Source organism: Rickettsia endosymbiont of Culicoides newsteadi, from assembly GCF_002259525.1.
Taxonomy (GTDB): Bacteria; Pseudomonadota; Alphaproteobacteria; order Rickettsiales; family Rickettsiaceae; genus Tisiphia.
The window spans coordinates 1-22,043 of sequence record NZ_MWZE01000017.1; the positions used below are offsets into that span (position 1 = coordinate 1).

Sequence of the window (22,043 nt, forward strand, 5' to 3'; positions counted from 1 at the left end):
TTTTGCAATATCTATACCAATTGTGGTAACTTCCATATGGGCCTCCTTATTGTTGTTTAGGATTCATTTCCTATCCTAGAAGATTAGCATATGCTTCTCATTCTGTATATAGGGTAGGTCCATACCATTAATTCAGGAGAATTTGGAAACGTTGCACTCGTTGCTCACCTATTACTTTTATAGGCGTCGCTCTATCGTTTCTACTACCCAATTCTCCTAAATTGACTATAGGCTTCTGGATTGCCACGCTTACGTACGTTCGCTCGCAATGACGTAGGCATCTATAACCCGTCAGTCATTGCGAGGAGTGCGGAAACTGCACAACGAAGCAACCCATATAGTCTTGATGTATCTATACTAATTCTCATGGATTCAACTATGTTACAATATCACCAAACTCATCCCTTAAAAAAGATAGTTTGTCCAAAGCTTGCCATTTTTGAGTAAATGTATCTTTAATCTTATTTGAAATCTCTAAAGTTTTATTTCTATCTAATGGAATAGGTATTAAAAGTTCCTTCCATCTATCTCCTATATTTGGTAGAGTTGTGTCTATGAATATTTTGTTATATAGCTGTTTTTGTGTAATTGAATGAGACATAGCAAATAGAAAATAATACGATGTAATATTGTAAATGTTATGTTGATTAATAATTCTAAAAGTTGTAATTTCATTAGTCAATAAAACATTCGTATCAAATTTTGAAATCATTGCAACAGACCCTATCCTATAACTTCCTCTACGAACAAAGACTACATCCTCTTGTTGTAAAGACAAACCATTCTTACCTTTGATTTTATGATATATATGTTCTGGTACTAATGCAGTTGGGTTCTTGTAAATTTCCCAATTAATTATATCAGCCACTCTAACATAAGGGACTGTTCCAGTCCCTTTATACTCGCTTGGCGGTGAACCGTGTCCGTTAAATGCTTGTAAAATATTTTGCTTTAATAATTCGTTAATTGTAATAAGTTTAAATTTTTGATTATTAGCTATCTCTTTTATTTCTTCTTCTTTTTTTTTCCAGTAATAGCGTGGTACATAAACGTTATTGGTGATATCAGAACTTGAAGTTATAAAGGTATTTTTATTGAATTTTTTAGATAACAACTCATTTCTTATGGTTTCTGTATCGTCCCAAATTTCTTTTGTAAATACCTCATTTGTACTATCGTACCTATAAATTAATCTTCCAGTATGATCATGCCCCATTTCTTCTGCAACAGCCATGATAATATCACTATTTTGTCTTTTGCCTTTTTCTAATACTAATAAACAAGTTTTCGCATTACAATAAGGTCTAAAAGTATTATGAGGTAGATCTATAACTGCAATAATATTATTTTCTTTAACTAAAAAATCTAGAACGTGTTTTTTAGAAGGGGCATGAAGGTAAGTCTCTGGTAAGACTATTGCAAGTTTACCTCCATCTTTTAATAATTGCAAACATCTTTCTATAAATAACTCTTGAGGTTCAGTTTCTTTTACTTTATTAGTTCTTATAAAAGAATTACCTTCTTTTTTATATTGATGCCCTAGTTCAAAATATTTACAGTCTTCTTTTAGAACCTTGATTTTGCTACCAAATGGAGGATTTGTAACAACAAAATCAAAAGTGTTTAGTTCAATTTCACCGTCTTTTTGAGTTGTAATTAATTCTTTTGTTTTTACCTGGAATTCATGAATTGGATGCAATGTATTTTCTTGAACAATTTTACTCTTACCATCACCTATAATTGTCATATATGCTTTGCATATCTTAACTAAATCTATTTCTTTCTCTAATCCATAAAAACACTTTTCGGCTATTTGCTTTTTTAACCTATTTATATCTGTTGAATTTTTATATGTTCGATCATGATCCATTTTTTTCCAAACATGTTCAAGTGCATATATTAAAAAACCACCACTACCACAAGCAGGGTCTATAATGGTCTGATTTGGGGATGGATCCAAAATTTGCACTGCAAGCTTTACAATTTCTCTAGGTGTAAAAAATTCACCTTTTTCACCAACTAATTTACTTTCTGCAAAAGTTTCAAAAGCCTCCCCTACTATATCTTTTTCAGTTTTTAGTAATGCGATTTGCTCTAGTTCTCCAACTACATAAACAATTGATTTTGCATCAAGTGTTATTTCTTCATTTGTAATAAAAATTCCATCATCTTCTAATTCTTCTTTTACTTTTATAAACAATTTTTGTATTCGTTTTTTAACTTTACCATATTGTGCTATCTTAATTTCTTCATTTTCACTTTTATCATTATTTATTGTCTCCATTTCTTCTGTTGTTATTCTAAAATTTGGCAAACTATCAAGTTCATATTTCTCATCAATAATCTTACAAAAGATTAGTTTAATCATTTCGCTTCCAAGCTTTTCTTTCCTACTAATATTTGTATTAGAATATAAAGTATTTAGTATACGCCTAAAAACAGGTTTTAGATTTTTAACAGGTTTTAATTTATCTTTTGTTATATTACCTATTGCTTCTATCGTTTCTCCTTTTTTCGGTATGTTAAATAGACAATCTTTCTTTACTTCTCCTTTAGAATTTTTATATAAATATTCAATTTCTTCTCCATTAGTCCAAACTCCGAACAAAGCAGAAGTAGCTTGCATATAACTCGTCAGTTGTTCTAAACCGTCTTTTCTACTTTTCTTTTTAACCTCAACAATACCAAGTATATCGCTATATTGATTTCTATTTTTTGATTTATTTTTATATATTACAATATCTGCTTTTTTTACAGCACTACCCATTTGTATTGAAACTTCAATATCTAATTGCTCTTTGTCATAAAAATAGTCGTCATACAATATCTTTTCATATTCTTGTCGTACTTTTTCTTCAGGCTTTTTTAAATCTACAGCTTTGTTTGTTGCAAAGTCATTAATGTATCCATCCTTTAACATACTAATTTTTATTGATTACCCTAACTTATACTTATATTATTCTCATTTGCCATCAGTTGATTTACCATCACTATCGTTAGAATTGTCAGGAGAGTCATAAGGATTGCGATAAGGGAGCATTTCCGGTACAGTTCCATCTTTAGGCAATAACTTCTTTAATCCGTCTTCTAAAGCTTTCTCACCGGTTTCTTCTCTAACCTCATATTTTGGTGGATCTCCTAAACATTTCCAAAAATTGGTTAAATTTTCAAAGTTGGGACCTAATTTTGGAGTACAATGTTGAGCAATTGATTTTGACGTATCAAGAATTTCAGTGGTAGCAGTTGTTATATAGCTGATAAGTCCAATTTGTTCGAGTCCTTTAGCTACCCAAAATAATATTACCAGAGAAGCAACAGCTATCATAACGTACCATTTGGCTATGATAGTCCATAAAAACATTCCCATAGGGTTAGCTGCTATTAGTCTTCTTAAAGCTTGCCACATATATATAATTACCGAAAAATAGTTAAAAAATCTACGAGTAGAAATTACATGAATTGTAAAAAAATAACAATTTTTTTATTAGTGCAAGGGTCAGTATAGTGTATAATTAAAATTAAATGTTGTAAATATTCTTAATTAGATAGGATGAGAGATAAAATATTATTGGTACAAGGACCATATTGATACCAATCATAACAAAAATTAGATTGATATTATCAAAATTTTGTAAAACAAGACCGCTAAGTATGATGTTGGGTATTATTAGCGGCATGATTAATATTGCTAATAGATTAGTATTTGACCTAAAATAGCTTTGAACAGCTCCAATTAAAACTAATAGGCTACTGGACAAAATTAATAATAGAATTAGATTGATCAAAAGATAGCTTACTGTTAGCATGTCAAGATCGAAGATAATATAAATTATTGGCATATTTAATAAAGCACTGGTGAGGGAACTAACAATTATGGTAATTAATTTAGCGGCAATAATTTCACTCTCATTGAAGCTAGATAATAGTAACTCTAAACTTCCGTCCTCAACATCTTGCTGAAATATTAGACTAGAAAAGCCAATTAGAGCTATCGGTAAAACAATTACTGAAAAAATAATTCCAAATTTTTTAATATCTGTTTGGTCATTAATTAAAGCAGTACTGAAAATACAAAATAAAAAGAATATAAATAGATATTTACTAAGACTATTAATACGATTTTGAATTAAATATTCCCATTTGATCAGCTGTATTAGTTTATGCATATAACTATAGTAGAATTGATTGAATTAAGAGTGGTCTTGGCTCTGTCTGTGTATGTTTTCTAATGGAGCTATTACTTTGGTTAATTATAACAAACATAATAATGACTGCAACTTAAGACTTTGGAAAAATTTTTAAATATATAGTAAATTGATGAAAAGTTGGGGACATTGTCACTCGTCACTCCTACTACCCAATTCTTCTGAAATGAAATGACTATAACAAATAATGGAGATATAACTATGCTCAATAATACAGGTGATGATTTGTCAAAGGATAATAGTTTCTTGAATAGTAAATGGGGCTATTTTACTAAAGGGTTCGGGAGCGTCGTGGTAGTAGCAACTGGATTACTTGTTTGTTTAGGCATACATAAGGTGCTAAAATGTATGATGCCGAATCGTTATTTTAATACTGAAGCAGGGCTGGATCAGTTAGCAGAAGCTCCCTTACAACCTATAAATGGCGGTGTAATAAATGGTGATATACCAACTAATCAAAATAATGATATAAATGTTCTATTAATGGCCGAAAATGCACTATAAAGAATTCTGTTCACTATCTTATTATGTTTCAACAGTAATAATAGAATATATCAAACACATAACCGATGCAACACAAAGTCCAACACCAATCTCAATGGTAAAAATACCAATATGTTGAGCTAGCAATTTATCATCTGCCAAAGAATAATAATTTAAATAATTATCGTCAAATAATATTGATACCATACCGGTTAGGGCATAGATCAATACTCCGATAGTAGCCATACCAACTAGTAAATCAGTAGAGAAATATTGCCGTAATTTAAATTGACCATGAACTAAATCAAAACCAATTATCGTAGAAGCAAATATAGTACCAGCCTGGAATCCGCCCCCTGGTGATGCATCACCATTAATTTGAATATATAGACCGTATAAAAATATATAGGGTAAGATAAAAAGAGTAGAATGTTTTATAATAATAAAATTTCTCAGTATTATTTTAAGCATCTTTAGTAATTTTTTGTGAGAATAGTAATAATACCGATATTCCAGCAATTAAAATGACGGCAGTTTCTCCAAGAGTATCATACCCTCTATAGCTAGCTAATAGGGCTGCAACAAAAGATGGAATGCCAATGTCACTTTTAGTATGTTCAATATAATATTTGGTTAGATGGTTTTGCAATGGAGAATCTATCGCTCCATATTCTAATAAATCAATCCCTGCGAAGGTTAATACTACTATAAAAATTATGCATATAATTGCTGAACTTATTACTCGTGTTGGTTTAAGATTAGACCTCTTGCAAAACTCTACTTCTGCTAGTAATTTGGACAATGATGCGGTACTCGAATCCTCACATACACTTAAGTACGCTGCGGTTCTGCGTTCCGCGTCTCCTTCAAATTCCTCAGCATAAGCGAGTTTTGCAGGAGGTCTATTACTTTTCTGTACGGCTGACAGTTTGCTTAGAAACCCTAAAAATACACAGCTAGATAAACAGGCTCCTAGAGCTACTTCAGTCATTGCCACGTCGGGAGCATCCATCAGTAGATAAGATAAACCAATAAGTAAGCTAAACATAGAGTTTATTATCACTGTTTCTAATAAAGAGTTACAAAATATCAGCTTAATTGATACGACAACAAGTAATATCAAGATTCCCACAAGCAACCAGCTAGCTAGTTGGAAATTTATTATGTCTGGTATAACAAATAAGCGATCAATCATTTTAATCCTTTTTGGTTATTTGGGCTTAATAGGGAAGCCTTACCAATTGCATGAGTAGATACCGGATTTAATATTAAAATCAATATAGCCGCAAAAAGCAATTTAAAAGAGCTAGTAAAATCATGTTGTAAAAAAGCAAGCCCAACAAGTGATAAAGGTACTCCACAACATTCAATTACACTGGCAGCATGAATTTTTGTATAAAAGTCAGGAAATCGAAAAAGCCCAACAATGCCAGAAAATATTGCTATAATTCCAAGTAGGGTTAATCCATAACCAATAATAAATATCATAAATATCCTCAAAAATTAAATTTATAACTAAGAATGGTTAGTCTTCACTCTTGCCTGCATCTAATCCAATGGCTCTGCCCTAGTTTTAAAAGCTTCGTTATTAACTTGGCGTATTATCTTTGCTGTTGTAGCGTAGTCACCTGCAATCAGAGATTCTGTTAATGACAAAATATTACCTCTTTGAAACGCATGATCCATTACCCCTACTTGCTGTGCTAGATTAAGCTTATCCCATTTATCTTCACCTATATTATTCTTGATATGATCGTATTTTTTCTGAATAGAATGTTGCAATAAATTTTGAGCCATCTCCTGGGTAATAGTAAAATCAAACCTATCTAACTTACTTCTAAGGTGAGATGTATCGCTTCCATTAGTTTTTGCCTTAGCATAATCTTTAATAATCTTATATTGTTCTGCAGTTAAATTAATGCCTAGATCTTGTAACTTTTTTTCTGTATATGCTTCCCACCCATCTGAAACTTTATTAATTAAAGCAAAGCCAATACCAATGGTCGGCACTCCAAATCTATCATCATATATTTTAAGCTGCTCGCTCTCATGGTCTATAATAAATTTAGTAAATGTTTTTTTAAATTCTTCTGTAATCATTTTAACCTCTCTTTTGTTTTTGCACTAAAAAATTTAGCATTTAATACACCTTCTTTACACTTCAAGAAAATTTCACTTACTTCACCTTCTGGTTTAAAGGTAGTTGTCGTTATTTCATAGAAATAATTTTTGCCTTGATACTTAAAAATGCCAGTTACCGCATCTCCCCAAAAAGGATTAGTGTGTGTTAATAGCTTACTATATAGACATTTTTCAGGATCGAAATGTAGATAAGCACCTGTTATGCTAAAATCATCTATTTTTTCATTTATATCATGGATTTTACCGGACATTCTAATCCCTCTTTGGTCATCACAGTAAAGTACATATTCCTGCTTAGCATCACTTATATTATATAAATTAAACCGGTATATTTTCATATTACCATTACATCGATGTATATCAATATACTCATTATCTTCATCTTCAAGCTCTTCTTCAGTTACTACACACCCGGCTTCATCATCAATAGCTGCAGAAGGCCACATTATACAAGGACACCATTTATACATATCAATCGGTTTTTATCAGGACAAGCCTTGTTATACTTAGCTATTTCTGTATCTGATAGTGATTTACCTCTTGCTATAGGCTCAATATGTTCAATGCCATTTTGAATAATAAAGTCTTTTATTAGTTGTCGCTCAAACTTTTTCTCCTCTTCAGTAGCTTTCATTGGGTATTCTATTGGAGCCATTTCTTTATCTTTAAAAAAATTTTTTATCCAAACACCCTTCTCTTGCTCTGTTTTAAACTCTATAGCCCAAACATAATGTTTTGTTAAAAGTAATAGTATAATAACTAATATATTTATTATTTTATTGTTTATCTTCATATATTTTAAATATAAAAATTTTTTTACGTTTTTTTCTATGTTATTGTGTTATTAGTGTAACATATTTTCTATAAAATTGTAGCAGGTAATTGTATCAAAGTAAAAATAATAGTTATTGCAAGGTGATATAGTCAATTTAGGGGAATTGGGTAGCAGGAGCGATGCCTATGAGTAATAGGCAAGCATTGAGCGACAACGTCATCAACTTCTCATCAATTGACTATAGCTATTCTCCTTGAGCAAGTGAATATCCTGCTTTCCCATCAAATTCAAAAAGATTCTCAATTTTAATAAAATCTATTTCTGCCTGGCTAAGTAGTTCAAGTAAATGGGCTATAGATGAATGAGTTATTCTTTCCCCATTCTTCTTTGCCATAAAGCGACAACACCAATGATCAGATAATAATTCAAATCGTTCATCTCTGGGCCATAATTTAAGTCCCATGGAAGATACGGTTTTTAATTCTAAGTCACCTAAACTGATAGTTTGAATTTTTTCTGCTACCTCATGGGCAGTCAATGCTGTCATCTGGATAAATACATCACTACCTACGAATTCTTTAACTTCTTTATTATTAATCGAATTATGTTCAATAGTTTGTTGTTGAGCAACTACTGAGGAATATGCGGCTGCTTTGAGGGTAGAAGGTTCAGTACCTAGTCTTTTCACTACTTCATCGGCAAATTCCGTAGTACCAACTTTTTTGCTAGATATTTTGTCATTGTAGATATCTCCAGTATGAACCCCATCCTCAATAGTTTTTTTCCAGGCATTCTCTACTAATGCAGCAATATCATGTTGTCCGATGTGAACTAGCATCATAATTGTGGCGTTAAGCAAACCAGAAGGATTAGCTAGATTACGACCAGCAATATCTGGGGCAGAACCATGTACAGCTTCAAATAAAGCATAATTCTGCCCTATATTAGCAGAGCCAGCGAGTCCTACTGAACCAGAAATTTCTGCAGATACATCAGATATAATATCACCATACAGATTTGAAGTTACAATGACATCAAATAATTCTGGCTGGGCTGCTAGCCTGGCAGTGCCGATATCTATAAGATAATAGTCACCTTGAATCTGCTTATATTCATTAGCAATTTCCTCAAAAACCTTATGAAAAATTCCGTCAGACATTTTCATAATATTATCTTTACTGAAACATGTAACCTTTTTACGATTATTTTTTATTGCATACTCAAAGGCATATCTAATAATTCTTTCGCTACCAACTCGACTGATTAGCTTAAGAGACTCATAAACATTGTGAGTTTGGCGATATTCAATTCCTGCATATAAATCTTCAACATTTTCCCGTACTATCACTACGTTTAGATGTGGATGTAGTGTTTTAACAAAAGGAGCATAAGAAATAGCAGGGCGAACATTAGCATAAAGAGATAGGGCTTTTCTAAGAGTTACATTTAGGCTTTTATACCCACCACCTAGAGGGGTGGTAATAGGTGCCTTTAGAAGTATCTTAGTTCTTGCCAATGATTGCCAAGTATCTTGTGCTATCCCTGAAGTATAATGCTTCTGGTATAATTTTTCTCCTACTTCCACTACTTCTATACGTATTCTAGCAGAAGCTTCCTTTAAAATATATAATACCGCTTGCATGATTTCTGGACCTATACCATCACCATAAGCCACTGTAATAGGCGTGAATTCTTTCATTATAGCCTCAAAATTATTCGTATTTAATTATAACATGTTTTAATTGATTATTTAGCTCCGCTATTACTTCTTGGGTAATATTTAAGGTATTTTTAGCAAATAAAATTTGAGTATTAGGTATAACCAAATCAAGATTATGCTTTTCGGCTAAATCATTTATAATTTTTATGATTGTTTCTTGTACCTTACCTATGCCTTCAGCATGAGACTGTTCAAGGCGGGCTTTCCTATCTTGTATTTCTTTTTGTGCTATATTTACTTTTTTATTAAAAGCATTAACTTCTTGCTCAAAAGCTGACTCACTTACAGAATTACGTTTTTCCATTAATAAATTATCTATTTTTTTAAGTTCTATATCCTTTTTTGATAAATCTTGTCGAATTTGTTTACCTATCTGCTCTACAGTCTTTCTTATAGACTGGATTGCTGCAGAATGTTCTAAAACTGATTGTACGTCTACAATAGCAATTTTTGCGTCAAATCTATTGTCAACGTTAGTATCAGACGCATAAATAGTTGAGCAGTAGTTAATTACTAAACAACTTATGATTGTTAACCAAATATAATGTTTCATATCTTTAATTTACTAATTCTATAAACCGCTTCGCCACCAAAAAGTGGTTCCTTGCCATGACAATTTATCATTCTCGCTTCCCATTGTCATTCCCGCATAGGCGGGAATCTAGCCCCCTGCCTACGCAGGGGTGACATATGTCATTCCCGCTTCGGTGCGGAATCTAAAAAAAGTTTGAGGTATAGTCAACTTCTCATCAATTGACTATACCAAAATATTACTAGATTTCAACATGGTAATGGATTATTATTATCCGAGGTTACTCATTATAAATAATTATTACATATGAAAATAACATGTAAGGCTACTAACAAAAAAACCCCAATACAAGAATTCTCATCTTTTATCTTTGTAATATTTTTGGCACTGATGATAAGGTTTTTTGTAATGGAGCTTTTTTTTGTGCCAACAGGTTCAATGAAAGCAACAGTGCTGGAGCATGATTATATTTTTGCAACAAAATATTCTTATGGATATAGCAATTATTCTTTTCCTTTCTATCCTAATATTTTTAGTGGTAGAATATTGGCATCGCCACCACAAAGAGGAGATATAATAGTTTTTCGCCCACCCAATAATATGGATATTCGATATATAAAAAGGTTAATTGGGCTACCTGGAGATAAAATACAATTAATCAATGATGTAGTATATATAAATGATAAAGCTATAGATCGTACTGAAGTTGAGACATATACAAGTGAACAAGGCAGAAATTATATAAAATATAAGGAAATATTACCTAACGGCGTAAATTATTTTTCTTATAAATTAAAACAAGATAATCATTTATTAAAAAATCAATATGGTAATACAGAAATCTTTTATGTACCAGAAGGGAAATATTTCTTTCTTGGCGATAACAGAGATGAATCGAATGATAGTAGGATATATCTAGGATTTGTACCATTTCAAAACTTTATTGCCAAAGGACAATTTATTATTTTTTCGACAAAAGAACAATTATGGCACAGTGATATTGGGACAATTAACCAAATACTCCGTGTTGGTACTTGGCTGGCATCTATTAGATTTAACAGACTATTTACCTCTCTTTATGCAGATAAAATACAAGAATGAGTACAAAAGAATTAACCCTCTCTGCCCCTGAAAAGCTTGAGCAGGATATAGGATATAGCTTTAATGATAAAAATTTTTTACTGGAAGCGTTAAGCCATCCTTCTTTAAAGCAAAATACCCTAAAGCATGGAATACAAAAGAATTACGAACGTTTAGAATTACTTGGTGACACAATAATTAATTTCGCTATTACTGAAATTTTATTTAAAAATTTCTCTACTTATAATGAGGGCAAATTAGCAAAAATTAGAGCGTATCTAGTCTGTAAAGAATTACTTTGTAAGGTAGCTGCCAAGATCAATTTGTCAGACTATATTATTATGACTTACGGCGAAGAGCTATTAGGAGGAAGACAAAATCCTAATAATATCGAAAATACTATGGAGGCATTAATTGCTGCCATTTATCTTGATAGTAATATTGATACCGTAAAAAAAATAATATATGATTTATGGTATGAATTTATAGATATTATTGATTTAGCTGATTATGATCCTAAAAGTACTCTTCAGGAATTAGCCCAAAAAAAGGGAAGTGAAAAGCCGGTATATCAAGTGATTAAAAGAGAAGGATCCCCTCATGCCGCCATCTTCACTGTATTAGTGCAGATGGATGAATATCAACAAACTGGTACTGGTCATTCAGTTAAGGAAGCAGAAAAAGTCGCTGCTCGTAAATTAATGAATTACCTCAACAATTTATAAGTTGTAAGCGTTCACGGTTTTTTTACTATTTTCTTATGATGAGTAAAAAATCCGCTCACCAAATGTCATTGCGAGGAGGCATGAGCCGAAGAAGCAATCCAGGAAAGTGATTAGAAATGGATTGCCACGCTCACACGTTCGCTCGCAATGACGGCGTATATACAACCCAAACGTCTATTAGCGAGGAACCGCTTTGCGGCGACGCGGCAATCTACTTGCCAAATGTCATTGCAAGACCACGCAAGTAGGTCGTGGCAATCCATTATTTTTGGATTGCATCAATGCTACTAAAGTAGCTCTTCACAATAACGGTTGTGAAGTTAGATTGCTTCGTCGTCTTACGCCTTCTCGCTAATAGACGTATTATACTTTAACTTTTTTTCGTGAACGCTCACTATAAGGTTTAATCTGTGGAAATATTTCAAAAGACAATATCCATATCTATCATTGGGAAACCAAATGCTGGTAAATCATCATTATTAAACAAACTTATTGGACAAAAAATATCGATAGTTACTCCTAAAGTTCAAACTACCCGCTCTATTATAACTGGAATAGTTACCATAAAAGATACACAGCTGATAATACTAGATACACCGGGTATATTTGAACCAAAGAAACAGCTGGAAAAAGCAATGGTACGGTGTGCATGGTCAAGCTTACATGGTGTAGATTTAGTATTATTGATCATAGATAGTACGAAACCTATTGATCAATTTACTTTGCAAATACTCAAAAAATTGCAAACTCTTAAAATAAATTTAATATTCTTATTAAACAAAATTGATATTCCTTCTGAATATCTAGAAGAAATAGAAAATACTCTAAATTCTCAGTTCGTAGATAGTTATATATTAAAACTATCCGTTTTATCCGGCAAAAATGTCAATAAATTACTCAATTATATCCAAAGCCACGCTAAAGAATCGCCTTGGCTATACGAAGAGGATGATGTTACTAATCTGCCTATGCGATTTTTAGCAGCTGAGATAACTAGGGAACAATTATTTTTGAATCTCCACCAAGAATTACCTTACAATTTAACCGTCCAAACTGAAATGTGGCAGGAAAATAACGATAAATCTATCAAAATTCATCAAGTAATAATTGTTTCAAGAGATTCTTATAAGACTATTATTCTAGGAAAAAATGGTTGTAAAATTAAAGAAATAGGTTCTAAGGCAAGAATAGAAATGCAGATATCTTTTGATTGTAAAATTCATCTTTTTCTTTTTGTAAAAGTACGCGAACTTTGGCAAGATGACCCAAACTCATATAGCCATATGCGATTACAACAGACTTGAATATGAATTTTAAAGATATAGGAATAATAATTGGCAAAAAACCATTAAAAGAAAATTCGGCTATTATTACAGTTTTTACTAAAAATCATGGCTTATATTCTGGGGTAATACGAGAAACATCTAGAAAATCTGGCACTATAAATCAGCAAGGTAATATTGTTGATTTTTTTTGGCAAGCTAGATTACACGAGCATATAGGAATGGCTAAATGCGAGTTAATAAAATCTTACGCTGGTCTTTTAATAACTAATAAAATTAAATTATATGCCTTTAATTCAATTATTAGCCTTATTAAAATAGCCTTTCATGAAAGAGAAAATCACAATAATTTTTTCCCAATTTTTGCAAAATATTTAAACAACCTAGCAAATAATTTTATTTTTGAAGAGTATACTAGGTTTGAATTAGCCATACTCCAAGAATCGGGATATGGTCTTGAGTTGGATAAATGTACAGTAACAGGTAGCCAAGAAAATCTGAAATATGTCTCACCAAAATCTGGAAAAGCTGTCTGTTTATCAGCAGGGCTGAAATATCAAGACAGGCTTCTAATCTTACCACAATTCTTAACCTCCACTAAGTGTGAAATTACTAATAATGATAAAAAACAAGCTTTTGAGTTGACTAGCTATTTTTTTAATCGATATTTCTGTACCAAACAGCAACAATTATATGCACGAGATAATTTTATACAATGTATACTAAATTCAAACAATAGGAACGTAACTTAAATGTAACAAAGTATAAAAATTACCATTGTTTAAAACTAATATCTAATAAACTATTGCAAAAATTTTTATTTTTAGTTATTATTTATTTTATTGTTAAAGCAATGTAGTGGATATTTAAATGGAAGATATTAATAATTGGAAAATAAAATATACAGATTGCCAATATACTAAGAGGCTACTAAATAAACTATCCGAGCTAAATCAGCAAGTAACTATACCAGTAAATATTAATGAAATTATAAAAGGTATCTATTACGCCAAGAAATATCATGGTTCGCAAATGCGACAATCCGGCGATCCATATTACTCCCATCCGATAGAGGTAGCATATATGGTTGCTGAACATACAGCATTAAAGGTACCAAAATACTTCAGGACTGATATGATCATTACCAGCTTACTGCATGATACTATTGAGGATACAACTCTTACCGAAGACATGATCACTATGATCTTTAACAAGCAAATCGCTAGGCAAGTGGAAGGTTTAACCAGGGTTAAATCTTATGGAAAAATCAGTGCAGCAGAAACATTGGATATATTATTTCAACAGAAAAAATATGATGTCTTATTGATCAAACTATTTGACCGGCTGCATAATATGCAAACTATAGGTGTAAAATCGCCTGAGAAGATTAAGAAAATTGTAGAAGAGACTTTTAAAAATTTTATAAGCATTAGTATGTATTGTGGAACAAAACAGCTAGAAAATACATTAACTAATTTATGTTACAAACATTTGTTAGGTACTGAATCTCCGTTAGAACCTACAACAATTATTCAACATAAATACCAGCTTCCTTCTCTAATTTTTGAAAATGACGCAAACCAAAAGCAAATCCTACACTTATTGGAATCATAATAATTAACAACCCCCAATGACCAAAATATTTTGTTAAAAATAAAATTCCAAAAGAAGTAATAACATACATCAAAGCCCGTGATACAGCATATATCATACTATTATAAGTATAACGTTTAAAAACTGGGAAATATTTGAAAAATATTGGAACAGCTGGTCCAATATCAATAGCAAACAGTACAAGAAAAATTTGAAATAAAAATAAGTAAAAAGCCTCAGTTATATTATTCAAAATATAAGGGGAAAATAGCACAAAAATAGAAAATACCACTAATTGCACTTTTAGAATTTTCATTGGATATATCTTATAACTTAAATAACTCACAAATAATTTACCAGCCAACTGTATCATTGATAGAATAAAATTCTGATGTATTACTTGTTCCGCACTATAGCCAAAAGAACTTTTTAGGAGACTGCCACAATGTACATAAGAGAAATAAAAACATACTGGCCAAACGCAATTTACTATAAATAAGTATAGCACTGATTTTTTATTAACTTTTTCATTAACAATGGGATTATTAGCAAGTTCCTTGATATCAATATTAGCTTTCTCACATTTCTTTTTTAGTCTAAGTTTTGCATCAACAAAATCAGGTGTTTCTCTGAGAGTCGTTCTGGAAACCCCACCAACTAAAGCAATTATTGCTCCTATCCAAAAAGCAAGACGCCAATTCAAGCCATATGATGTAACGAGAGAAGCGACTCCAAGTGCAGCTGTTGTTCCGATAACAGAAGCAACGGCAACAAAAGCTACTGTTGGATATTGTATAGGAGGTTTTATAGTCTCTGTTAAATAAAGTTCTGCTCCTACTAATTCTCCTACTGATGACATACCTTGTAGTACACGACAAACCGTAATTATTATAGAAGCGGTAATACCAATTTGAGCATAAGTTGGAACATTTGCCATTATGACGCATGAAATTGCCATCATAATGGTGGTAATAATAACCGTTGCTTTCCGCCCTGCTCTATCCCCAATATAGCCAAAAATTAATGCGCCAATTGGACGAAAAATAAAAGTAGAACAAAATGCAAAAGCCGTTAACATAGATGCGGCAAAAGACTCATATTTAGGGAAAAACAACTCGTTTAATAATACTGCTAAATGCACATAAAGCATCAAATCAAAATATTCTAAAAATGTTCCTATTGAAAGCAACCCCACAGCTTCTTTTTGTTCTCTGGTAAGGCTAGTCTGCCTATCAGGAATAATCCTGGTATTTTCTTGAACAAGCCCACTCATAGTTGAACCAGTTTTGTTATTGATTTCTGATAGTTCATATTTCTCCAGTGATTATTTTGTTAAACATAATTTCCTATTATATATAGTCAATTCAGGAGAATTTTGGGCTAGGAGCGACGGAGCGACAACATCCCCAACTTCTCATCAATTGACTATAGGATTGTCAAATTGAGCAGAATCCGCACCATACTTCTTATTCCATTTATCGCCATCAAAATCATCAGGCATATTATTATGTTTTCACCATGTTTACACTTTATTAGCAAAATTTCGTTAGCAATAGTTACAATTTTAATTAAATACAACCTACACTAAATAGTCAATTAATTTTTTATTTTTTCTTAATAAAAACAATATTTAATAATTCCCTGGCATGGAATAGCATTTTAATGGTTAATAATTCCTTAATCTCATGTGATATTTTAGCAATATCTCTTTTACTCAATAATCAAGTTTTTTGCAGAGCTTATAAATAGTAGGTTGTTTGAAGGAAATTTGAATATATCCGAGTCACAACATCTATCTTTAAACGCAAAATTTGTCATTCCTGCTTCGGTGCGGAATCTATAATACCTCAGGGCCTTTTTAGATCCCGCACTGAAGCAGGGATGACAACCATTATCCTCCCTGTTCGATTTAGTGTACCCCTACTCGACTTAGTGTCATACCTGCGTATGCAGGTATCTAGATTCATAGCTACAATTTTTATTCTATAAGTATTAAGCAACATAAAAACGTCATTGCGAGGAGGCGTGAGCCTACGAAGCAATCCATATAGTCTTGATGTATCTATACTAATTCTCATGGATTGCTTCGTCGCTACTAAAGTAGCTCCTCGCAATGACTCTTAGCAGTCAGCTTTTTTACTTATCATAAGGAAATAAATAAAAAATTGTAGGGTACTATGATCTAGATTCCCGCCTACGCGGGAATGATGGTATGGACGAGTGAAGCGAAATATGCTTTACTTGTACGGAGTCAGCTGAAAAATAGTTTTCAGCTGCTCCAAATTAAATAATAATTTAAGATACTGGACTGAAAAATCAAGACAAAAAAATAATAATTTTGTTTCCCATTTTTGCATTTTTCAAGCTGCAATTTGTTCATAATTTTGCATAGAATTTAGATAAACATTCATAGGTTTTTTGTAACCAATACTTGAATGAAATCTTCTATAATTATAGTGATTGATGTAATCATCAATACCACGCTTTAGCTCTTTAACATCTTTAAAATCATTAATAAATATATAATTATATTTTAAAGTTCGAAAAAATCTCTCCATAATTATATTATCAATACTTCTTCCTTTACCATTCATTGAAACTTTAATGTTATGCTCTTGTAAAATTTCAATGTGTTCATGACTAGTATATTGACTGCCCTGATCACTATTAAATATCTGCGGTGCAGGATATTTGTTAAGTGCATCATGCAATACTTCAGTTACCAAACTTACATCCATACTATTTGACAATTTATAACTCAACACAGCTCTACTATGCCAATCTATAATTGCCGCCATGTACATAAATCCCGAATTAGTTCGAACATAAGTTATATCTCCGCTCCAAACCTCGTTAGCGTTAGGTACGTGTACAGTCTTAGTTGTACCTAGATTAGTCCAATATTTATCAAGCAAATAACTATAAATTTTATGCTGTTTATCTTTTCCAGACGTTAACTTTTTCCTCTTTGGATAAATAGCCTCTATGCCAATCATATTCATATATTTTAGAACCCGATCCTTACCAATAAACAAGCCATCTTCTAATAATTGTCTATGGATATAACGATAACCAAATTCAGGATTATCAGTATATATTTCATCTATTTTATTTAAAATATTTAAGTTATACCCACTAAATGGTTTTGCTTTATAGTACATTGAAGAACGATTAATCTTTAATAATTCATATTGCCTTGTCTTTGGTAACATTGCTAGCTTGGAATCGACAAGTTCTTTTCTATTTGATAAGTCCAAGCTTTGTAGCTTTCCCACAGCCCAATCTCTCTCTACTATTGTTTTTCCAAGAGTTTTCGCTAATTCATCATTTTGTTCTTTCAGCATATTAATTTGTTCATGATATTTACTTACCAGTTTTGCTGGTTCAAAAGCCAATGCTGCATTTGATATAAATTGTTTTTTCCAATTACTAATTGTCTTTGAGTTTATCTCATATTTTGATGCTATCACTGATAATGGACTCTCTTCTTTCAGCACTTCTAATACTATCCTAGTTTTTTCTTCAGCACTAAAAACTCTTGCTTTTTCTTTTGTCATTTTTTCTCCTAATTTTTTCTTATTATTTTATCTTAATTAGGAAGCTTTTAACTCTATTTTTTTTGTCCATTTTCTTCAGTCCATTATAGCTTGATAATTTCTACCGCATTTGGGCAGAATTGATTATTGTTAATTGCCCCAATTCGCTCTAATGTTTTCACTATTTCAGTAGCCTCAGCCATAGATATTATAGGTCTTGAGGAACTATATAGTAGGTCAGCTAGGCTAGGCAGATTACTCTCAATATAGCGTATTTTCCCTTCTAAACTCTGACAAAAATTATCGGCAAAATCTTGTAACTTTGATACATCATGTGCCGTGTTAGCTGCTCTAGCTGTGTAAGCCACTGCTTTGATTGTACTATAATTACTATGACTTAAGCTAGTTAAGACCTTGCTGGTAATCTCACCAATAATATTGCGTTTACTGGTCAATATATCTGCTACTCCTTGATTAATAGCATTTCGCCCCTTAGCATTATGATTGAAATCATCGACCATCATGATGTGGCTTAGGCTACCTACCATGTGCTGAGATAGCAGAGAATTACTGATTTTTTTATTAACAGTATCACGTATTTCATCTTTAAATTCATTAACTGCTGCTTTGGAGAGTCCTGTTGCGGCATAATCAAGCCCAATATTCACTACAGTCTTTATGGCAGATTCTTTAATAGCTTTTTTGACTAATTCCTGAGTGGTTAGTTTTACTTCTTCTTTAACAACTGTTTTTATTCCTTCTTTAGTCAGTACTTTAGTTGCACCAAGTTTACCAGCTAAATTTTCAGCTCCCATCATCTCTAAGGTTACTGCAAGAGTAATGCCTTTTTCAGTCCAATAATTATTCCAGCTAAAATGTCCCGACTGAATAGCGTTTATTGACTTATATAAATCCTGCAGCCCTTCAGTAATAAAAGCTACGCCCCATTGATAGTTACCAGCAACGATACATAATGCTCCAACAAAAATTTGAGCCACACCAAGTACCGCAACTAACAAGCCATCAAATACTGATGATTCCGGTTCAACTGTATCTAACTCAAATAGTTGCAGAATGCCAAACATGTTGAGTTCAAGAATCTCATCTTCTGGTATATCGCTACTAAATAAGTCTGGCAATAATATTCGATCGGAAATTTGGGTAATACAACCACTCTTACAATTTTCAATGGTTTTAGCAGCTGAGTCAATATAGTTGATCTGCTCTTTTAATAAATTGATTTTGTTTCGTATTTGCTTGGATAATTCACTATCTGGCTTATGATTTGATATTATTTGGATAGAGACTAATCCTGGAATAATAACTGACTCAATCTGAGATTTAGCTGCCATTAAATCAGAATAAGCACTTACCTGCCAGCTAGCATCAAACTCATCCTCATCATCGTCGCTTTGCATCGATAAAACATAACCTTGACTGATTTTGGCATAAGCTCTGTTGTAATAACCAGCGAAACTATAGGCTGCATCCAGATTAATCGCCATATCAAATAAATCGATCGATTGTTGATAGCGATTACCCTCACCAAGCTTGTTAACTCCTTCCCTAACCAAATAGGCTGGATTCCGCATGATACTATAACCATTAAAATATTGTACCCTCATCTCAGCTTTGAAGCTATTTAGCTCCTTAAAGGCGTATTCCTCTATAGCACTATTACAACTAGTCTTCTCTAATCTTTTACATTGCTCACTAATTTGTTTTAGCTTAATCCCCCATAATTCTTCTAATTGAGCTAATTTAAATTCATTATCATTGCTATTCCGCAACTCATTGGTGAATTTACAAAAATCGTTAAATAGTCTATCATTTCTTTTAAGATTATCTGCTCCGCTAGTCTTGACTTTCTCTAATTTATTATGTTCAATGACATCACGTAAATTCTTTAGGTCTGCGATATTGTCAATAAAATTAACTTCTGAGCCAAATTTTGTCTCAAGTTCTGATTGATCAATGATTAGTTGGCTACTACCATGATTACCTTGCCTAGATGTTCTACCAAAAGCTTGCTCTTCTACCCGCAAATTATCTGGTAAAAACGTTAAGCAAACATGTAACCCTCCGGCATCTTCCACTTCTTTAGTGGTTTTAACATCAGTGCCTCTGCCTGCCAAATTAGTCGCAATAATAACTTCTCCAGCCTCTATATTAGTTCCAACGGCTAAATATTCATCATTATCATTTCTTGAGTAAAGTTTAATTTTATCGCTTGGGTAACCAGAGTTCAGCAAACTCTCTTTGACTTTGTATACATCACTAATTGTTTGGCAAATGACCAATACAGCTCTATTTTTGCTAGTTTCTTCAACAATAGAATGGCTGATTTCGGCTAACCATTCTTCTGAGTTATGGGCTAATATCCCAACTAGCTCAACAAATTGTTTTGGCTTATAAGTTGGGACAACGGCTAAATCAACTGGATAGATTGAACTAAGCAAATCTTGGGCATCATGTGAGCCTAATGTACCAGTCATACCATAGATTTTACAACCATAACGTAGAAAATACTCCATATTTGAGATAAAACAGGTGGTAAAGCTTTCAGCTGTTAATCTTAAAGCATGTTTTAATTGCAAAAATTGCTGCAAACCATTTTGCCAACTTGTTTTATCTTGTATAATACCAGTATTATAATAATCTACCGGGGCTATAACTGAATAACCAGATTTATCTTTAATGACATAATCTTTATTTTCAGTCATACTCTTGGCAGCAATCGCTGCCTTTGACCAGTTTTCTATTTGGCTTATAGCAAATTCCTGTAAATATTCAGGAATGAAAACTGATTTTCGTTCAATTATTTGACGAATATAATACTCAATATGTTCTTGACGAAATAAACTAGCATCATTAATTGGATATGCTACCGATTCTTCACCATTCTCATTATTAAATAATGTTAGCTCACCATTCTCATATTTAAAAGCTCCTTGAATAAAGTAATGTGATTGCTGTCCTGCCGAATATATTAAATGATTATCTAACCTTCCTAGTTCTGACCAGATGGCAGCTAGTAAAGTCTCTAAATATTCCATACCAGCTATATGACTAGCTAGCCTAACTAGCTTGCTATTATCGTCAATCAGCATTGAATCTACTTCATCAATGATCACGCTGTTAAAAGGTCTGCCCCCTCTGGTTTGGTAAGCTTTATACTCATCTCTTAGTAAGTCACCTTGAAAATTAGAAACATCTCCATAAACTACATTAGCTGAGTAACAATATCGAGGAAGTTTACCTTTCTCTTCACTAGTATTATGTTCAACTTGCAAATTAAACATGGCAAAAAATTCTTTTCTCTCTAAGGCATCTCTTTGAGCTAGAACTTGCGAGCTAGTGATAATGTCAACTTTCTCTCCTCTTAAAGCTAAAACTACCGCTAGCATGGCACTAGTAGTTGATTTACCTTCACCAGTAGCTACTTGAATTAAACGTCCTTTATCTGGTTGATGTAATAGCAACATTAGAATAGACAGTATTTGGGCAAGACGTGGATCGTTATTAGTGTCAATCAGATTGGCTCTTTTGATCACTGCCATCATCTCAGGCAAAAAATTATCATCTACTGCTTTACTTGGGTTTTGAGTTAGTAAATTATTAGACCAATTAGTAATATCATCCGAATTCCACTGGCTGATCTTCTTACCTAGTGGAGTTAAATTGGAATCATGATCATAAGCAGATAAAATTTCAAGAAATTTAGTCTCTAATAGTTTATTAGTCAGCAAAGAGTCTGCTATTGTAGGATTATTTTTATTAAGAGTTTCTATCGAGAACGTTCGCTGAGCTGTGTCAGTATAGAATATCATAGTTTAAAATTCAACCTATCAGGGAAGAAAATATCTAGCTGGGAAACGGTTACCGCCCAATTTGGGATTGGCATATTCCACTTTGCTGTAATCTGTTTTATAGCACAAAAAACCAATTTGAACAAGGCATTTTCACTTG

21 protein-coding genes and 2 pseudogenes are annotated in these 22,043 nt (G+C 32.4%); 7 read left to right on the forward strand and 16 right to left on the reverse strand.

Annotated elements, in window-relative coordinates; all coding sequences use genetic code 11:
* Positions 1 to 376: 376 nt before the first annotated feature.
* The 3 genes from RiCNE_RS02280 to RiCNE_RS02290 all read right to left on the reverse strand — a co-directional run bounded on the left by RiCNE_RS02280 (position 377) and on the right by RiCNE_RS02290 (position 4,166).
* Positions 377 to 2,920, reverse strand: coding sequence for an N-6 DNA methylase (locus tag RiCNE_RS02280; RefSeq protein ID WP_094649010.1), 2,544 nt, complete (start codon positions 2,918 to 2,920; stop codon positions 377 to 379).
* 42 nt (positions 2,921 to 2,962) lie between these two features.
* Positions 2,963 to 3,406, reverse strand: a complete 444-nt coding sequence (locus tag RiCNE_RS02285; protein WP_094649011.1) for a DUF2670 domain-containing protein — start codon at positions 3,404 to 3,406, stop codon at positions 2,963 to 2,965.
* Positions 3,407 to 3,518: 112 nt separating this feature from the next.
* A complete protein-coding gene (locus RiCNE_RS02290; protein ID WP_094649012.1) occupies positions 3,519 to 4,166 on the reverse strand; it encodes a heme exporter protein CcmB in 648 nt (215 codons plus the stop codon).
* Positions 4,167 to 4,406: 240 nt separating this feature from the next.
* Between RiCNE_RS02290 and RiCNE_RS02295 the strand changes: the two genes are divergently transcribed.
* Positions 4,407 to 4,709 (forward strand): hypothetical protein, encoded by a 303-nt coding sequence (locus RiCNE_RS02295; RefSeq protein ID WP_094649013.1) that lies wholly within the window; start codon positions 4,407 to 4,409, stop codon positions 4,707 to 4,709.
* Between the two features lie 21 nt (positions 4,710 to 4,730).
* Here the strand turns inward: RiCNE_RS02295 and RiCNE_RS02300 are convergent, their stop codons facing one another.
* The 9 genes and pseudogenes from RiCNE_RS02300 to RiCNE_RS02335 all read right to left on the reverse strand — a co-directional run bounded on the left by RiCNE_RS02300 (position 4,731) and on the right by RiCNE_RS02335 (position 9,878).
* Positions 4,731 to 5,159, reverse strand: a complete 429-nt coding sequence (locus RiCNE_RS02300; RefSeq protein ID WP_094649014.1) for a Na(+)/H(+) antiporter subunit B — start codon at positions 5,157 to 5,159, stop codon at positions 4,731 to 4,733.
* Positions 5,152 to 5,490, reverse strand: coding sequence for a hydrogen gas-evolving membrane-bound hydrogenase subunit E (gene mbhE, locus RiCNE_RS08385; RefSeq protein WP_410525740.1), 339 nt, complete (start codon positions 5,488 to 5,490; stop codon positions 5,152 to 5,154). The genes RiCNE_RS02300 and mbhE overlap by 8 nt, the downstream gene beginning before the upstream one ends.
* An 84-nt stretch (positions 5,491 to 5,574) precedes the next feature.
* A pseudogene (locus tag RiCNE_RS08390) lies at positions 5,575 to 5,883 on the reverse strand (hydrogenase subunit MbhD domain-containing protein); the annotation flags it as partial.
* On the reverse strand, positions 5,880 to 6,176 hold the full coding sequence (locus RiCNE_RS02310) for a Na+/H+ antiporter subunit G (protein ID WP_094649016.1): 297 nt from the start codon (positions 6,174 to 6,176) through the stop codon (positions 5,880 to 5,882). The gene RiCNE_RS02310 and the pseudogene RiCNE_RS08390, both read right to left, overlap by 4 nt.
* 60 nt (positions 6,177 to 6,236) lie before the next feature.
* Positions 6,237 to 6,788 carry a lysozyme family protein gene (locus RiCNE_RS02315; RefSeq protein WP_094649017.1) on the reverse strand — a complete coding sequence of 184 codons (552 nt, stop codon included), beginning with the start codon at positions 6,786 to 6,788 and terminating at the stop codon, positions 6,237 to 6,239.
* Positions 6,785 to 7,300 (reverse strand): hypothetical protein, encoded by a 516-nt coding sequence (locus RiCNE_RS02320; RefSeq protein ID WP_133062926.1) that lies wholly within the window; start codon positions 7,298 to 7,300, stop codon positions 6,785 to 6,787. Before RiCNE_RS02320 ends, RiCNE_RS02315 begins: the two co-directional genes overlap by 4 nt.
* On the reverse strand, positions 7,276 to 7,623 hold the full coding sequence (locus RiCNE_RS02325; RefSeq protein ID WP_094649019.1) for a hypothetical protein: 348 nt from the start codon (positions 7,621 to 7,623) through the stop codon (positions 7,276 to 7,278). Before RiCNE_RS02325 ends, RiCNE_RS02320 begins: the two co-directional genes overlap by 25 nt.
* Positions 7,624 to 7,849: 226 nt before the next feature.
* Positions 7,850 to 9,304, reverse strand: coding sequence for an NADP-dependent isocitrate dehydrogenase (locus tag RiCNE_RS02330; RefSeq protein WP_094649020.1), 1,455 nt, complete (start codon positions 9,302 to 9,304; stop codon positions 7,850 to 7,852).
* 13 nt (positions 9,305 to 9,317) lie between these two features.
* Positions 9,318 to 9,878 (reverse strand): OmpH/Skp family outer membrane protein, encoded by a 561-nt coding sequence (locus RiCNE_RS02335; RefSeq protein ID WP_094649021.1) that lies wholly within the window; start codon positions 9,876 to 9,878, stop codon positions 9,318 to 9,320.
* A 285-nt stretch (positions 9,879 to 10,163) separates the two neighbouring features.
* Here RiCNE_RS02335 and lepB point away from each other — a divergent pair, with 285 nt between their 5' ends.
* From lepB to RiCNE_RS02360, 5 genes are all read left to right on the forward strand, one after another.
* The gene (gene lepB / locus RiCNE_RS02340) at positions 10,164 to 10,958 is read left to right on the forward strand and encodes a signal peptidase I (RefSeq protein WP_094649022.1); all 795 of its coding nucleotides are present in this window, start codon (positions 10,164 to 10,166) and stop codon (positions 10,956 to 10,958) included.
* Positions 10,955 to 11,662, forward strand: coding sequence for a ribonuclease III (gene rnc / locus RiCNE_RS02345; protein ID WP_094649023.1), 708 nt, complete (start codon positions 10,955 to 10,957; stop codon positions 11,660 to 11,662). Before lepB ends, rnc begins: the two co-directional genes overlap by 4 nt.
* 410 nt (positions 11,663 to 12,072) lie before the next feature.
* Positions 12,073 to 12,966: a GTPase Era gene (gene era, locus RiCNE_RS02350; protein WP_094649024.1), complete on the forward strand. Its 894-nt coding sequence runs from the start codon at positions 12,073 to 12,075 to the stop codon at positions 12,964 to 12,966.
* A 2-nt stretch (positions 12,967 to 12,968) separates the two neighbouring features.
* Positions 12,969 to 13,697 carry a DNA repair protein RecO gene (gene recO / locus RiCNE_RS02355; protein WP_094649025.1) on the forward strand — a complete coding sequence of 243 codons (729 nt, stop codon included), beginning with the start codon at positions 12,969 to 12,971 and terminating at the stop codon, positions 13,695 to 13,697.
* Positions 13,698 to 13,815: 118 nt separating this feature from the next.
* Positions 13,816 to 14,559, forward strand: coding sequence for an HD domain-containing protein (locus RiCNE_RS02360; RefSeq protein ID WP_094649026.1), 744 nt, complete (start codon positions 13,816 to 13,818; stop codon positions 14,557 to 14,559).
* On the opposite strand, the gene RiCNE_RS02365 is transcribed toward RiCNE_RS02360, so the two are convergent.
* Positions 14,474 to 15,811, reverse strand: a complete 1,338-nt coding sequence (locus RiCNE_RS02365) for an MFS transporter (RefSeq protein WP_094649027.1) — start codon at positions 15,809 to 15,811, stop codon at positions 14,474 to 14,476. The two genes, RiCNE_RS02360 and RiCNE_RS02365, sit on opposite strands and share 86 nt — an antisense overlap.
* Positions 15,812 to 15,824: 13 nt before the next feature.
* Here RiCNE_RS02365 and RiCNE_RS07420 point away from each other — a divergent pair, with 13 nt between their 5' ends.
* On the forward strand, positions 15,825 to 15,983 hold the full coding sequence (locus RiCNE_RS07420) for a hypothetical protein (RefSeq protein WP_157905649.1): 159 nt from the start codon (positions 15,825 to 15,827) through the stop codon (positions 15,981 to 15,983).
* 915 nt (positions 15,984 to 16,898) lie between these two features.
* Here RiCNE_RS07420 and RiCNE_RS02370 read toward each other — a convergent pair.
* The 3 genes and pseudogenes from RiCNE_RS02370 to RiCNE_RS08550 all read right to left on the reverse strand — a co-directional run.
* Positions 16,899 to 18,095: an IS3 family transposase gene (locus tag RiCNE_RS02370; RefSeq protein WP_094649028.1), complete on the reverse strand. Its 1,197-nt coding sequence runs from the start codon at positions 18,093 to 18,095 to the stop codon at positions 16,899 to 16,901.
* Between the two features lie 83 nt (positions 18,096 to 18,178).
* On the reverse strand, positions 18,179 to 21,904 hold the full coding sequence (locus RiCNE_RS02375) for a helicase-related protein (RefSeq protein WP_094649029.1): 3,726 nt from the start codon (positions 21,902 to 21,904) through the stop codon (positions 18,179 to 18,181).
* Positions 21,901 to 22,043 (reverse strand): annotated as a pseudogene (locus RiCNE_RS08550) (IS256 family transposase); the annotation flags it as partial. The pseudogene RiCNE_RS08550 and the gene RiCNE_RS02375, both read right to left, overlap by 4 nt.